Raw genomic sequence first — 14,620 nt, 5'->3', positions numbered from 1 at the left:
ATATTGACTTTACGCCATTTTTACGCATTCTTTATGGATGCAGGGGGAAAGAGAACGCAACGTGGCCCCAAAGTCCGCAACCTACATTGTTGAATCAGATCAGCCTCTGCCCATTCCATGGGGGCAAGCGGGAGGGGTCATTTTGCCATTTTCCCCGTGATGGCGGGGTGTCGTCGCTTCTGATCTCATTTTGATCCAAGGGGAGGTTTCACATGAAAGGTTCCTATCTTGCTCGTCTCGTCACACTGATTGTTGTGGCAGCCCTACTGATGTTGGGAGTGGGGGTAACTGCGCCAGCGCAGGCGGAAAACACCACTCAAATTGTGCTGGGCATTGACCGTGCCTTATTCGCCAAAGCCAGCGCAGTTGAACTAACCGGAAGTCCGTCAGGAAAGGGGGCCTGGTTTGTAAACCAAAGTTCCGCCAAAATGGAACTCTATTTGGACCCCACCAAGCCACCCCTGAATGCCTTGGGGTCATTTAAGATTGACGACATTAAAAGTATTTCTTATAAGACCAATAAACCAACTGATCAGGGGAGCGTGGATTTCGTCCTAATCATTTACACTACACCCGATGGATACGATGATACAACTTCCTGGTATGGCTATCGTCTCAATGCGGAACCTTACTTCTCAAACAATCTAAACGCCCCAGCCAATACCTGGAACACCTGGACCACCGATGCGACTACCAATCAATTGACCTTCTATGATACGGCCAAAACGGGCACCTATGGTTTCTATGGACAGCCAACACTTCAAGACTTGCAACGCGGCTCGATCAATTGGCATGATGATTACGATCTCTCCTATGCCGACGACCGAGACATTGACTATGGAAACGAGACGGTAAAGTACATCTCCATCCAAACCGGAAGTGGATGGAGTAGCAGTTTCATGGGCTATCTGGATGCCATCACGATCAGCCTGACGAACGGCACTACGGTCACTATTGATCTGGAAGCCTATTACGACGAAGCCTGGGTAGATGACAATGCAAATTCAGACTGGTATTTGATCCCTGGCCATTTCGCTAAAATTCAGGATGCCATTGACGCCGTCGCCCCCGGCGGGACGGTGTATGTATACCCGGGTGATTACCACGAGAAAGCCATTAATCGCTACGTACTTGGCACGCAAGGCCCCCACCAATTTGGCCTCTTCATCGGCCAGGAGAAGACGGGCTTGAAGATTATTGGCGTGAACGCTGAAGGTCAGCCCATCACCGACTATGAGGATGTGGCGGCAACGGTCACGACGTATGCCACGAATAACTTCGGCTATTCCGGGGTTTTTGTCGAAGCCGATGATGTGACCATCCAGGGATTGGAGATCAAGGACAATATTGTAAATAACCAGGTCAGCAACAACAAGACCATCGAGATCATCGGGGATAACTTTACCCTCCGCGATTGCCATATCAATGTAGGTGCTGGCGAAGAGGATGGTGGCTCGGTTTATTTTGGCGATTGGCGCTTTAATACCGAGACCAACACCTCATACATTCAGCGCTATACCCTTGAGGAAAACTGGTTCGATCACGGCACCAGTGTTGATCTCGCTAACGGTGCTGGATATTCCGGTGAAGTTTCTGGACGCCAAATCATCAATAACAAATTTACCAATGACCCCGATGACTACTGGCCGTTTATCTCCTTCAACGGCTCAGATACCGGCGTGCCTTGGTTTGTCCACTCCGTAGGCGGTGCCGTAATCCGTGGCAATAACTTTATCAATAACTACAACCAGATTGGCAATGGTGTTGCTCATATCCGTGCCCGTGGTACCTATGACAACTCCCAGTTTGACTGGTCATCGTATTGGAAGGACAACACTTACAATAAAGCCGTGATCTTTGGCGTCAATCCGCCTTCAGATCTCGGCACCTACTCTTACACATCAGGGTCATACACTTTCAATGGCGTGCGCCGTATTGGCGTTACTATCCAGAATGAGGTGGAAAAGGCCGTCAACGGGCAAACAGTGTTGATCAAATCCGGCACCTATGAGGAACAGGTGGTTGTGTCCGGTAAGACTCTCACCCTCCAGGGCGAGGGCGCGAACGTGGTGATTAAGTCGCCGTCTACGCTGACCGCCAAGTTCACCACCTCGGTGGATAACAAACCGGTGGTGCTGGTGCAAAATAATGCTAATGTCACCATTAAAAACCTCACCGTGGACGGCGCTAAACGTGGTGGCATCCATACCAATTACCGCTTTATAGGCATTGGGTTCTACAACGCTGGTGGCACGGTTGAAAATGTCACCGTTACCGGTGTGCGTGACGATGAAAACGGCCAGATCTCGGGCATGCAGCACGGCCTGGGCATCTACGCTTACAACCAGGATGGCACCGCTCGCACCTTGACCGTGCGTAATGCCACCGTGACCGACTTCCAAAAGAACGGCATCACCGTAGTCGGCGGTGGCCTGACCGCAACGATTGAGGATAATACCATCACCGGCGCCGGCACCACCTCGATAATCGCCCAGAACGGCATCCAGGTGTCGTCTGGCGCGGCAGCAACCGTGCGCAACAACACCGTCTCCGGAATTGCGTACAGTGGCCAGTCTTGGGTGGCCTCAGGTATCCTGGTCTACGGTGCTGGCACCACCACGGTAGAGGGCAACATCCTCACCTCCAGCCAGGCCAACATCTACGTGGTTGAATCCAGCGCTACCGTGAGCGCCAACCGCATCAGTACGCCAGCCTGTGCGGGAGAGGGCTGCTACGGCATCGTCGCCAGCGATCCGCTGACCGCGCGCCCCAGCCCGCTCGAAGAAGCCGTGGCTTCAACCACCCCTGCCCAGCCCAACCGTAGCAGTAGCTTCACCCTGCTGGGTAGTACCAACCCGCTGGATACGGTAACCATCACCGCCAATGAGATCAGCGGTGTAGCTTACTCCAGCGGCGAGAGCGTTGGCCTGGGCGTTTATGAAGGCTACGCCGACCGCGATGTCGACGTCAACGCCAGCCAGAACGTCATTGGGGGCTGGAAGTACGGCGTGTATGTAGGGCGGTGTGAGGGGGATGGTTGTTATTCCGGTCGCCTGCACACGTTTGCGCTCAATCAAAATGCCATCATGGGGAACACGGTCGGCATGGGCACCAATCTCACCATATCCTTGAACGCCGAACGCAACTGGTGGGGTTCGGCGCATGGCCCGCAGGTAGCGACCAACTCCGGCGGGGATGGTCAGCCCATTGAAGGGAGCACCATTGACTATGTGCCGTGGCTGTGCGATGGTACCGATGCGCAACCAAGCCAAATCGGCTTCCAACCCGTGAGCAACGCAGAGACTTGCACCAACACCCCCATCCGCTTGCGCTTCATCGTACAGCCGCCGTCCACCGCTTTTACCAATGAGCCGTTCGATCCTCAGCTGCAGGTGCGGGTGGAAGACGCTCAGGGCAATCTGGCCATCAACTACGGCAATCCTGTTCTCATTGCCCTGGTGAACAACCCCGCTGGCGGTGTACTGGGTGGTACCCTCTCGGCCGATCCGGTCAACGGTGTCGCAACCTTTACTAACCTCTTCCTCAATAAACCGGGCACAAATTATCGCTTGCTCGCTACGTCCGGCAGCCTGACCCCAGCGTACAGCAATGACTTCACCGTGGTGGATCCCAGCGCCGACCTCAGCCTTAACCTGAGCGTGCCGGGCAGCGTCAATGCCGGAGCCACCTTTGATTACACCCTCACCGTGAGTAACGCCGGGCCGAAGGCGGCGAATGCGCTCACCCTCACCCTGAACCTGCCGGCCGGCGTGACCTACCAGAGCGCCAGCGGCAGCGGCTGGACCTGCAACCACAGCGCTGGGACCGTCACCTGCACCGCCACCAGTCTGGCCAGCGGCGCCAACGCCACCGTGACGGTCAACGTCACCGCCCTAGCCCAGGCGGGCACCCTCACGGCTACCGCCAGCGTCAGAGCGGATTCCCCGACCGACCCCAACTCGGCCAATAACAGCGCCAGCGCCGACACCACGGTGGTCGTCCTGCCGCCGACTGGTGGCAGTCAGATTTTCCTGCCCTTGATCATGCGCTAATCCCGCGTTCCCCTTCCCGCCTTGGCCCCGCCGTCCCCCACGGCGGGGTCGTTTATTAAGGCGCCGGCTCGGCGATGACGAATAACCGCCCCCAGGTGCTCATGCCCTCGCGCGCAATGCAGGTCTGCAAGGTAACGTGGGGCGTGCCCTGGTAATGACGGGCAAACACCTGCGCCGCGGTGAGGATCTCACCACTGGCCAGGTCTTTGAAATCGCTCGTGGGGCTGTCGGGCTGGAGGGCCTGATATTCAAAACGCTGACTCACACGGTAGGCGTGTGTTTGCCCATCCCCCTCAATAACCCACAGGCGCATCCCCTCGCGGAGATCAAAGAACTTGGCCCCAGCCAGCGTGTTGTGGGCCAGCAGCCCGATCACCGGCGGTTGCACCAGCCCAAACTGGGTCACGGTATCCGGCTGACCAGTGATATAAAGGTAATTGCCGCTGGGCTGTTGATCCACCCGCAAGGCCAGCACCCCTTCGACATAAATGCCGCGTACCACCCCAGCCTGCCCATCCGCCACCTGGGCGGCGAAGGTCTCGAGGGTCAGCACTGCCTCGGTCTGCCCGCCAGTAGCGGGGATGTCGCCTCCACCGTTGATGACGGCGGGCAGGAAAACCCGGTAGTCCCCACTCCCATCGGCGGCCTGAACATTTTGGCCTGGACAACCAATCAGCCAAATACTGATCAGTGTACTCACCATAATTAAACCCAGCGCGAGGCGCTTCATCTTTCCCTCCTGGCCGGCAAGAGCGCCCCGCGGCGAAAGGCACGGCGGGGGAGCCGGTTTTTGGCTCCCCTGCGCGGGCACAAAAAACCGCTCGTTTTCGGCAGCCTGGCAATCATAGGCCTGCTATGCACAGACCCTTAGACCCATGGCTTTGCGTCGCCGGCTTTCGCCGGGTTTGCCCTTGTCGAACGAGTCGTTACGACTGTATCCAATTGTCCAGGTGCAGCGGTTAGCGGCGAACGCCGTTAGCCACTTCACCCTCTAATTTCATTATAGGCTGTTTAATCGGATTCTGAAGGGGGACTCAGTCAGAGCGACTTTACACTTTTGTTAGGTCGTCGCGCCCGCAGGCTGCGCCCGGCAAGCGGCGCATAGACCGAAAAGGATCAGATGATTGGTCTGGATGTGAAAATCGTGGGCTGCTTCGATGGCCGCAAAAAACGGCCCCACCTGGGTATGGTCAATGGTCACAATCCGCCCACAGCGGGTGCACACCAGATGATGGTGCAGGGGCTGCCCCACCCGCTCGTAGAGGGTCACCCCCCTGCCCATATCTGAAACCGAGACCCGGCCCTGCTGGGTCAGGCGTTCCAAGGCACGGTACACCGTGGAAGGGGCAATGGCCGGCAGGCGAGCCTTAAGGCGCTCGTAGATCTCCAACGCGCTCAGGTGACTGTCACCTTCGCCCGCCAGCACCTCGAGAATGGCCATTTGCACTGAGGATTGTCGCATTGAAATTATTTTATCGCGATTTTTGCCGCTAATAGCCCATTATGGGGCGGCGAGATGTCATGCTAATGATGTCATTTTTTGCATTTGCAAAAAATTGCAAAATCGCTTATACTGGTGAGCAGAATTTCCCTATTTCTGGAGGTGACACATGGTCCCGCTTATCCTCGCTATGCACATTCCGGATGGCTTTCTGGCCCCGCCGGTCTTGGTGGGCGGCTGGCTTCTGGCTGGCCTGGCCATTGCCTGGGCGCTGCGGGCTCTGGATGGTGATGCCGCTGCCCATCGCTTACCCCTGATTGGGATCATGGCAGCCGCCATCTTCGCGGCGCAGATGCTCAATTTTCCCATTGCCGGTGGGACCTCGGGACACCTGCTCGGCGCAGCACTGGCGACATTGGTGCTCGGTCCCTGGGCCGCGATGCTGGTGATGACCACGGTGGTCGGGGTGCAGGCGCTTTTCTTCCAGGATGGGGGGCTGCTGACACTGGGAGTCAACCTGCTCAATATGGCCGTGATCGGGGTGTGGGTGGCTTATGCGGTGCAGCGCCTGGCGAATCTCGCCCTGGGGCGCTTCCGCTGGGGGCAATCGGTCAGTGCGTTTGTGACAGCCTGGGCGTCTATCTTTTTCGCCGCCCTGGCGTGTGGGCTGGAACTGGCGCTTTCCGGTGCCTCGCCGGCGGCGGTGGTGATCCCGGCCATGGGCGGCATTCATGCCCTGATCGGTCTGGTTGAGGGGGCAATCACGCTGGGGGCATTGGCATTTCTGCGCGCCGCACGCCCGAGCCTGCTTCAACCCGCCCCACTACCTCCAGCCGAACAGCGAGGCATTCTGGTGGGAGGGCTGTTGACCACCCTACTCCTGGTGGCTGCGGCTCCTCTGGCGTCCACCGCGCCGGATGGCCTGGAACGGGTAGCCGAAGACCTGGGGTTTATCACCCGCGCCACCGAACCCGCTTTTCACCTGCTCCGAGATTACACTCTGCCGGTCCTGGGTGAAGGGGTGCTGAGCACCATTGCCGCTGGCCTGATCGGGGCGGCCCTGGTGCTGGGTGTGACCTGGGGAGTCCTGTCCATTCGGGCGCGCCGTGCTGGGCACTGAGCGATGCGGCTGCAGATCGGTACGGAGTCCCTCCCTTCACGCTTACAACGGCTGGATGCCCGGCTAAAGCTACTGGTGGGGGTGGCGCTGTTGTTGGGCATCGCGCTGACGCCGCGCGGTCACTGGGGAGCGCTGGGCGCTTATGCCACGCTGCTCCTCGTGCTCTGGCGTTGGGGAGCACCTGGTTTACCCCTCTGGCGAGCGGCGTTGTGGCTTTCACCTTTCGCACTGGCGACGCTCCCCTGGCTATGGCTCACGCCTGGCCCACCCATGCTGACGCTGGGCCGGGCAGGAACAGGCCTGATCATTACCCAAACGGGGCTGCTATGGGTGACCAACCTGATCCTGCGCATGGTGCTCTCAATCGCCACCGCTGGCCTGATCGTGGGCACCACCCCCTGGATGGCACTGCTGGCAGCGCTACGCACCTTCGGCCTGCCCCGCATCCTGATCAGCAGCATAGGGCTGATGCTGCACTACCTGGGAATGTGGGTAGCATCGGCCCATACCTTGCAGCGAGCACGGGTAGCCCGTTCATTTGAATGGCCTGGGCGGCGGGTCGGTGGAACGCTGGCCTGGCGAGCGCGGATTACCGGAGGCATGGTGGGTAATCTCTTCCTGCGCGCGCTGGCGCAAAGCGAACGTACCTACCAGGCCATGCTGGCGCGCGGCTTTGACGGCGAAATTCGCACCCTCCCACTTGCGCCACTGAGCCGCCGCGCCTGGGCAGTGAGCCTGGCGCTGGCGATGCTGGGAGGTTTACTGGGACAACTGTTGCCTTGAAAACCATGGCCCGATGACGACCCCTGCGCTGGAGATCCACCACCTCACCTTTGCTTACCCACCCGGGCAAGTGGTACTGCGCGGGATTAACCTGCGGGTCATGCCGGGCGAACGTGTGGCATTGGTCGGGCCGAACGGCGCCGGCAAGTCCACCTTACTTTTACATTTGAACGGGCTGTTGAGCGGTGATGGGGAGATACGCATTTTTGGCACGCCGCTCACGCCTAAAACGTTACCGCAGATTCGCCGTCGGGTCGGGTTGGTGTTTCAATCCCCCGAGGATCAACTCTTTTGCCCCACAGTTTATGAGGATGTGGCCTACGCCCCGTGTTACGCCGGCTTGCCCCCGCACGAGATCGCTCAGCGGGTGCGTGAGGCCTTGCAACTGGTTGGGATGCAGGACCACGCCGGGCGTTCTCCATTTCACCTGAGCCTGGGGGAGCAGAAGCGGGTAGCGCTGGCCACCGTGCTGGTGATGCAGCCGGATATCCTCGCCCTGGATGAGCCCACAGCCGGCCTTGACCCGCGCGGGCGGCGCGAGTTAAGCCTCCTTTTACAATCCTTGCCCCAAACGCTGATCCTGGCAACGCACGATTTGGAATTGGTGCGCCAGGTTTGCCCGCGCACCGTGGTGCTGGAGGGAGGCATGGTGATTGCTGATGGCCCAACAGCACAGGTGCTGAGCGATCCCGCCTTCTTGCTGGCGCATGGGCTGGCCTAGCGAACGGCCAGGGCGACCGCGGCGCGGAAACTGCGGTAAGCACTCAAGGCATCCGGGGCAAGGAAAGTGATGGTGCGCCCATCTACTCGCTCGGCGCCCGGCAAGAGCATGGCGCCATCGGCCATCTGCGAGGCCTGAAATTCCACCCGCACGCGGATGGGCGTCTCCAAGCGCAGTGGACGCGGCCCCTGCCCCTCGCGGAAGCGGCGCACGGCGCGTTGGGCTGCCTCCTGAATACGGGCTTGGGCTTCGGTCAGGGGCAAACATTCCGCGGCCCACCGCCCGACCGCCTGCTTGACCGCTATCGTCTCCACTTCGGGCACCCACTCACGCGCTTCGACACACACGGCCTGATCCCCGGAGACCAGCAACACCGGAACCCCGAAGTGACCGCATACCGCAGCATTGAAGCCAAACTCACCGCATAGACGATCATTCAGCCACACATTTGCCACCCGCGTGCTCGACCAGGTATGATCGAGGATGGCATTTAGCGTGCCGGCGCGGGCATGATAGCCAATGAACAACGCCGCATCCACCCCGCTTTCGACGCCCTGCACCATCGAAAGCGGCGCTGGGGTACCGGCGGCAAGTTGAGCGCGCGGATCAAGAGCTTCGATGAGCAGGTTACTGCTATCCCAATGCCCATCGGCAACGATGAAGGCCGTGGCACCCGCTTCGGCGGCCCCGCGGATGGCAGCGTTGACATCCTCGGTCATGATCTTGCGAAAGCGCTGGTATTCGGCATGCTCGGGGTTGACCTGGTTCCAATTAACCACTCCTGAAATCCCTTCCATATCCACGGCAATGAGTAGTCGCATTGTCTAAGCCTCCCAGAGGTGATTGCCCTAATCTTATCCCAGGCTGAAAAGAGCGGCAAGATGTGGCTTACGAAGAATTACCGAATGCTAAACGTGTGGATTTTGAGATTGTTTACCTTTCATGAGACCGGGTACTGCTAAGGGCAGGCCACGGCCTTGTATGCCCGTAGTGAGAAGCATTTTCATTTGACGTGGTTGTGGCCTTTAACGTATCACGGTCTTAGCCAAGGCGCGAGTGAAAAGTCTTGCCCATCTGTGGGTAAACGTGACGGTATGCTAGAGCGCCATCCCCTCCTCGCGCTTTATCTGCTGGCGTTCGGTCTGGCCTGGCTGGGCTGGCTCCCCTAAGCTCTGGGTGCAAAAGGCATAGCACCCTTTATTAACCAGCCTTATCTGCAAGGATTGCTCATCCTTCCCGGCATCGCGCCCGCCCTGGCCGCCCTGCTGGTTAACTGGGCGACCCAAGGGGGAACGGGGGTACAGCATTTGTTTCGGCCGTTACGGCGCTGGCGTGTGGGATGGCTGTGGTATGGGGTAGCCATTGCCGCACCGCTGGGATTGTTGCTGTTGGCCAAGGGGGTAACCGTTTTGCTTGGGTTATCAGGTGACTCCACTGAGTCAACCCAAGAGGGCGTTTCGCAGGTTGTGACCGCATTGATCACCTCTATCCTGGCCAATCCCTGGGAGGAAGTCGGCTGGCGCCGTTTCGTCTTACCTCACTGGCAACAGCGCTTTACCGCCTTGACCGCCTCGCTGATCCTTGGAGGCTGGTGAGGGTTGTGGCACGTGCTGCTTTTCTTTTGGGTCGGTAATCCCATGGCTACTTACCCGTTTGGGCCTTGGTTTCTCGGCGTTCTTGCCTTGACCGTGCTCTATTCCTGGCTGTATAACGCCACTGCTGGTAATCTCTGCACGGTCACCCTTTTTCATGTGGGTCTCCACACCTTCGGCGCTGCGGTGCAGGGCGTCTCATGGCTGAGCCTGGTATTGGTCTATGGCCTGGTGGCTCTAATTCTGCTGGTCCGCTTTGGGCCTACCCATCTCTCGCCCCAGCCGCGGATTCAAGCCGGTTAACGCGCATAGCACAGGTAAAACGCAGTTCGCGAAGCGCTCGCTTTCAGCAGTATAATCGGGGTGCATTCCCTGCTAATCGGCACAGGGATTGTTTCCCACGACAACCCAGTTTCAGGACTCCGGAGGCTCTATCGTCATGATGATACCTGACCTGCCCGACGTCGCCCAGCGCTTCATTCGCTACGCGCGGATAGATACCCAATCTGATCCCCGTTCCTCCACTTCTCCCAGCACGGCCAAGCAACTTGACCTGGCGCGTCTGCTGGTGCAGGAACTGGAAGCGCTGGGATTGCAGGATGTGACCCTGGACGAACACGGTTACGTCATGGCTACCCTGCCGGCCAACGTCACCCACGCCGTGCCCACCGTGGGATGGATTGCTCACATGGATACCAGCCCCGACCTGACCGGCGCCAACGTCAACCCTCAAGTGCATCTCTACCAGGGCGGTGATCTGGTGTTGGATGCCGAAAACGGCGTGGTGCTCTCGCCGCGTGAATTTCCTGACCTGACCCAATATATTGGCCAAACTCTGATCACCACCGACGGGCGCACCTTGCTCGGCGCCGACGATAAGGCCGGCATTGCCGAGATCATGACCGCGCTGGCCTATCTGATCACACACCCCGAGATTCCCCATGGTCGAATTCGCGTCGCATTCACCCCCGATGAAGAGATCGGACGCGGCGCCGACCATTTCGATGTGGCGCGCTTCGGGGCCAATTTTGCCTATACCGTGGATGGGGGTGAATTAGGGGAATTATCGTTCGAGACCTTCAATGCCGCCCGCGCCGAAATCACGGTCCATGGGCGCAGTGTCCACCCCGGCAGCGCCAAGAACAAGATGATCAACGCCAACGAGGTTGCGATGCAATTTCACGCCCTACTGCCCGCCGTCGAGCGCCCGGAATATACCGCGGATTACGAAGGGTTCTACCACCTCACGAATTTCCAGGGCAGTGTGGAAGAAGCCCATCTGCACTACATCATCCGTGACCACGACCGGGCACGCTTTGAGGCGCGTAAGGCCTGGCTGCAGCGCGCGGCGGAGTTCATCAATGCCCGCTATGGGCAGCCGCTCGTCCAAGTCCAGGTGCAGGACCAATACTATAACCTGCGCGAGAAGATCGAGCCGGTGATGCACATCGTGGACCTGGCTAAAGCGGCGATGCTCGCTTGTGGGGTGACGCCCAAGATCGTGCCGGTGCGCGGCGGCACCGACGGCGCGCGCCTCTCGTATATGGGCTTGCCGACCCCCAATCTGTTCACCGGTGGTCACAACTTCCACGGGCGCTATGAGTACATTCCCATTCCGGCGATGGAAAAAGCCGTGGCGGTGCTGGTGGAATTGGTGCGGCGGGTGGCAGAAGGCCAGTCTTGAGCTCTCCGCGTGGAGAGAATGGTATAATAAAACACAGTGATCATAAAACCCGGACGTTTGCCCGGCGCTTAGTTTCTTCACCCGGTTCTGGCTTTCGCGCGCGAAAGTCATAGCCGTGGTTTGTGTTTAAATCTATATAGAGAGGTTAATCACTTCAATGGTGATTTCGATGGACGAGACGATCAAACGCGTTATCCCAAACCACTTTAGTCTGCCCCGGCGCATCAACCGCCTGGGTCAACTGGCTTATAACTTGTGGTGGACCTGGAATCCCGAAGCCCAGATGCTCTACCGCCTAATCAGCCAACGCCTGTGGGATCAGGTCAATCACAACCCGGTAACCTTCCTGAAGAAGGTGGAGCGCAGCCAGTTGAACGCGGTTACCAATGACCGCCACTACTTAGACCTGTATGACCGCACTTTCCAGAAATTCGATGCTTACATGCAGGATACCCAAACCTGGTTTGCGCGCAACTACCCCCAATATACCCGCGAGACGATTGCCTATTTTTCGTTTGAGTTTGGCCTGCACGAGTGTCTGCCGGTGTATGCCGGTGGCCTGGGCATTCTAGCTGGCGATCACCTAAAAGAGGCCAGCGACCTAGGCATGCCGGTAGTGGGCGTGGGGTTCATTTATAATCAGGGGTATTTTGTCCAGCGCATTACCGAAGACGGTTGGCAGGAAACCAGCACCTACTACCTGGATTACGACGAAGTCCCGATCATCCCGCTGACCGATGCCCAGGGGCAACCGGTACTGATCAGCGTGGAACTACCCGGGCGCCTGGTCCATGCCCGCCTGTGGCAAGTGCAGGTAGGGCGGGCGGCGCTCTACCTGCTGGATACCAACCTAGAGCAGAACCAGGAAAACGACCGCCAATTGACAGCACGACTTTACAGCAGCGACCCCGAGGTGCGCATCTCGCAGGAAATCCTACTGGGAGTCGGCGGGGTGCGCGCCCTGCGCCGCCTGGGCTTTCAACCCAGGGTATGGCACATGAATGAGGGCCACTCGGCCTTCCTGGTGCTGGAACGGGCGCGCGAACTGGTGCAGAGCGGGTTGACCTTTGAGCAAGCCGCAGCGCAGGTGCGCAAGGGCAACGTATTTACAACGCACACACCGGTACCTGCCGGGGTGGATCAATTCCCCCTCTGGCTGGTGGATAAATACCTTTCGACCCTATGGTCACAACTGGGCTTGACCCGCGAGCAGTTGATCGCGTTGGGGCACCAGACCACACCATGGGGCGAATCGTTCTGCATGCCGGTCTTGGCCCTGCGCCTCTCCGATCACGCCAACGCTGTCTCAGAACTGCACGGCGAGGTCTCGCGGCGGATGTGGAATTTCCTCTGGCCGGAGCGCCGTCCGGAGGACGTGCCGATCATTCACGTGACCAATGGTGTGCACACGCCCTCGTGGCTGGCGCGGCGGTTGCGTCTGCTGTTCGAGCGCTACCTCGGCCCGGATTGGCTGGAGCACCTGGACGAGCCCGAACTCTGGGATCGCATCGCCAGTATTCCTGATCACGAACTCTGGGCCGTACGTCAGCACCTCAAGCGCAAACTGGCGCTGTACGTCAATGAACGCGCGCGCCAGTTGTGGATGCGCGGTAATGTGCACCCCTCGCAGGTCTTGGCTAGCGGCGTCTTCCTGGAACCATATTCTCTGACCATCGGCTTCGCGCGGCGGTTTGCCACCTACAAGCGTGCCACCCTCATCCTGCGCGATTACGAACGCCTGCTGCGCATTATCACCAACCCGGATATGCCAGTGCAGATCGTCTTTGCGGGCAAGGCGCACCCCGCGGACGAACCGGGCAAACTGCTCATCCAGCAGGTCTATCGCGCGGTGAAAGATCCCCGCGCGGCGGGGCGGCTGGTGTTCCTGGAAGATTATGACATGAACCTGGCGCGCCTGCTGGTACAAGGCGTGGACGTGTGGTTGAACAACCCGCGGCGCCCCAATGAGGCTTCGGGCACCTCGGGCATGAAGGCCGCCCTCAACGGCGTGCTTAACTTCTCGGTGTTAGATGGCTGGTGGCGCGAGGCTTACAACGGCGCCAACGGCTGGGCGATTGGCGAGGATGCCGACCCGGTGGATCCGACTCACCAGGACGAATTGGATGCGCTCAGCCTCTACGACATCCTGGAAAGAGAGATCATCCCGCTCTATTATCAGAATCGCTCCACGGACAACATCCCCTCAGGTTGGATTGCGCGCATTAAAGAATCCATCCGCACGTTGGCGCCGCAATTCAGCACCCGCCGCATGCTCAAAGAGTACCTCACCGAGATGTACCTGCCCTGCCTGGAAGCCGAGGAAGGCACAGCCGCTGCCGAGAGCGCACCTGTGACCTCAGACCAAGCGAGTTGAGCCATGCATCTGACCCTGACCTGGCAAAGTTTGTTGGTGGCATTGGGCATTTTCGCCCTGCGCGTTTGTGATATGTCGCTGGATACCATCCGCGTGCTGTTTGTGGTGCGCGGCCGTAAGGGGTTGGCCTGGGCATTGGGCTTCATGCAATCGCTGATCTTCGTGATCGCAATCAGTTCCGTCCTGGCCAACCTTGATAATCCTCTCAACATTGTCGGATATGCCGCTGGCTTTGCCACGGGCAACGTGGTGGGTATGACGATTGAAGAACGCCTGGCTATCGGGCACCTGCAACTGACCATCATCAGCCCTCTGCGCGGCTCGGCGATTGCCGAGTTACTACGCGCGCATGGTTACGGCGTGACCGAGGTAGCCGGGCGTGGTCTGAGCGGCACAGTAACCATCTTGCACGTGGGAGTTATGCGCAAAAAGTTGGACGAGGTGGAGACGTTGGTACTGGAAGCCGACCCTGAAGCCTTTGTGACGGTGGAAGAGATTCGCCCCTTGCGTCGCGGCTTCTGGGGGGCGTGAAAGCAGTAGAAACCCATGGGAGCAAATGGAGTAAATAGAAAAAGGTTCAATTACCCCGGCAAGTGATAGGGCACCATGACACCCCTTACCTGTCAAGACAAAAAATTATGTTACCGAAAAGTCATGTGCCTTTATGAGGCGCAGCTCCTCTTGCTCCCTCAGGTGCAGCGCCAAGCGAACAAGTCCGCCTCGATCAGGGCTAACTCCGGTAAGGTTTTCTTTTGAGTTAACTATTTTACTTTGGTAACATTTTAGGTGAACGAACGTGGCCAGGCGCTGGGCCGCCCGTTGCACCGCGGGCAGACGCCGCCGCAGACTGGAA

13 protein-coding genes and 1 riboswitch are annotated in these 14,620 nt (G+C 58.8%); of the genes, 9 read left to right on the top strand and 4 right to left on the bottom strand.

Features of this window, described 5'->3' with window-relative positions; all coding sequences use genetic code 11:
- Positions 1-212: 212 nt before the first annotated feature.
- Positions 213-4,052 carry a right-handed parallel beta-helix repeat-containing protein gene (locus tag AC01YT_RS04230; protein WP_476672995.1) on the top strand — a complete coding sequence of 1,280 codons (3,840 nt, stop codon included), beginning with the start codon at positions 213-215 and terminating at the stop codon, positions 4,050-4,052.
- 55 nt (positions 4,053-4,107) lie between these two features.
- On the opposite strand, the gene AC01YT_RS04225 is transcribed toward AC01YT_RS04230, so the two are convergent.
- Together AC01YT_RS04225 and AC01YT_RS04220 are read right to left on the bottom strand one after the other, a co-directional pair.
- A complete protein-coding gene (locus AC01YT_RS04225) occupies positions 4,108-4,782 on the bottom strand; it encodes a hypothetical protein (protein WP_476672993.1) in 675 nt (224 codons plus the stop codon).
- Between the two features lie 96 nt (positions 4,783-4,878).
- Positions 4,879-4,972: riboswitch (cyclic di-GMP riboswitch) on the bottom strand.
- Positions 4,973-5,112: 140 nt separating this feature from the next.
- Positions 5,113-5,514, bottom strand: a complete 402-nt coding sequence (locus AC01YT_RS04220; protein ID WP_476672991.1) for a Fur family transcriptional regulator — start codon at positions 5,512-5,514, stop codon at positions 5,113-5,115.
- Between the two features lie 148 nt (positions 5,515-5,662).
- Here AC01YT_RS04220 and AC01YT_RS04215 point away from each other — a divergent pair, with 148 nt between their 5' ends.
- The 3 genes from AC01YT_RS04215 to AC01YT_RS04205 are packed head-to-tail and all read left to right on the top strand — an operon-like array spanning position 5,663 to position 8,117.
- Entirely contained in the window at positions 5,663-6,613 is a 951-nt protein-coding gene (locus tag AC01YT_RS04215; protein ID WP_476672989.1) for an energy-coupling factor ABC transporter permease, read from the top strand.
- Between the two features lie 3 nt (positions 6,614-6,616).
- A complete protein-coding gene (locus AC01YT_RS04210) occupies positions 6,617-7,396 on the top strand; it encodes an energy-coupling factor transporter transmembrane component T (RefSeq protein WP_476672987.1) in 780 nt (259 codons plus the stop codon).
- 13 nt (positions 7,397-7,409) lie between these two features.
- Positions 7,410-8,117 carry an energy-coupling factor ABC transporter ATP-binding protein gene (locus AC01YT_RS04205; protein WP_476672985.1) on the top strand — a complete coding sequence of 236 codons (708 nt, stop codon included), beginning with the start codon at positions 7,410-7,412 and terminating at the stop codon, positions 8,115-8,117.
- On the opposite strand, the gene AC01YT_RS04200 is transcribed toward AC01YT_RS04205, so the two are convergent.
- Positions 8,114-8,938 (bottom strand): M55 family metallopeptidase, encoded by an 825-nt coding sequence (locus AC01YT_RS04200; protein ID WP_476672983.1) that lies wholly within the window; start codon positions 8,936-8,938, stop codon positions 8,114-8,116. The two genes, AC01YT_RS04205 and AC01YT_RS04200, sit on opposite strands and share 4 nt — an antisense overlap.
- Positions 8,939-9,340: 402 nt before the next feature.
- On the opposite strand from AC01YT_RS04200, the gene AC01YT_RS04195 reads away from it, so the two are divergent.
- The 5 genes from AC01YT_RS04195 (at position 9,341) to AC01YT_RS04175 (ending at position 14,298) form a co-directional block, all read left to right on the top strand.
- Positions 9,341-9,712: a hypothetical protein gene (locus AC01YT_RS04195; RefSeq protein ID WP_476672981.1), complete on the top strand. Its 372-nt coding sequence runs from the start codon at positions 9,341-9,343 to the stop codon at positions 9,710-9,712.
- 3 nt (positions 9,713-9,715) lie between these two features.
- Complete coding sequence (locus AC01YT_RS04190) at positions 9,716-10,012, top strand: hypothetical protein (RefSeq protein ID WP_476672979.1); 297 nt, start codon at positions 9,716-9,718, stop codon at positions 10,010-10,012.
- 139 nt (positions 10,013-10,151) lie between these two features.
- Positions 10,152-11,393 (top strand): peptidase T, encoded by a 1,242-nt coding sequence (gene pepT, locus AC01YT_RS04185; protein ID WP_476673115.1) that lies wholly within the window; start codon positions 10,152-10,154, stop codon positions 11,391-11,393.
- Between the two features lie 169 nt (positions 11,394-11,562).
- The gene (glgP, locus tag AC01YT_RS04180; protein ID WP_476672977.1) at positions 11,563-13,767 is read left to right on the top strand and encodes an alpha-glucan family phosphorylase; all 2,205 of its coding nucleotides are present in this window, start codon (positions 11,563-11,565) and stop codon (positions 13,765-13,767) included.
- Positions 13,768-13,770: 3 nt separating this feature from the next.
- Positions 13,771-14,298, top strand: a complete 528-nt coding sequence (locus AC01YT_RS04175) for a DUF2179 domain-containing protein (RefSeq protein ID WP_476672975.1) — start codon at positions 13,771-13,773, stop codon at positions 14,296-14,298.
- A gap of 105 nt (positions 14,299-14,403) precedes the next feature.
- Here the strand turns inward: AC01YT_RS04175 and AC01YT_RS04170 are convergent.
- The coding region (locus tag AC01YT_RS04170) for a hypothetical protein (RefSeq protein WP_476672973.1) at positions 14,404-14,620 on the bottom strand (217 nt) is incomplete at its 5' end.

Source organism: Thermanaerothrix sp. (assembly GCF_056331585.1).
Note: the sequence above shows the minus strand (reverse complement) of the source record. Positions and strands in the feature narration are given on the sequence as shown.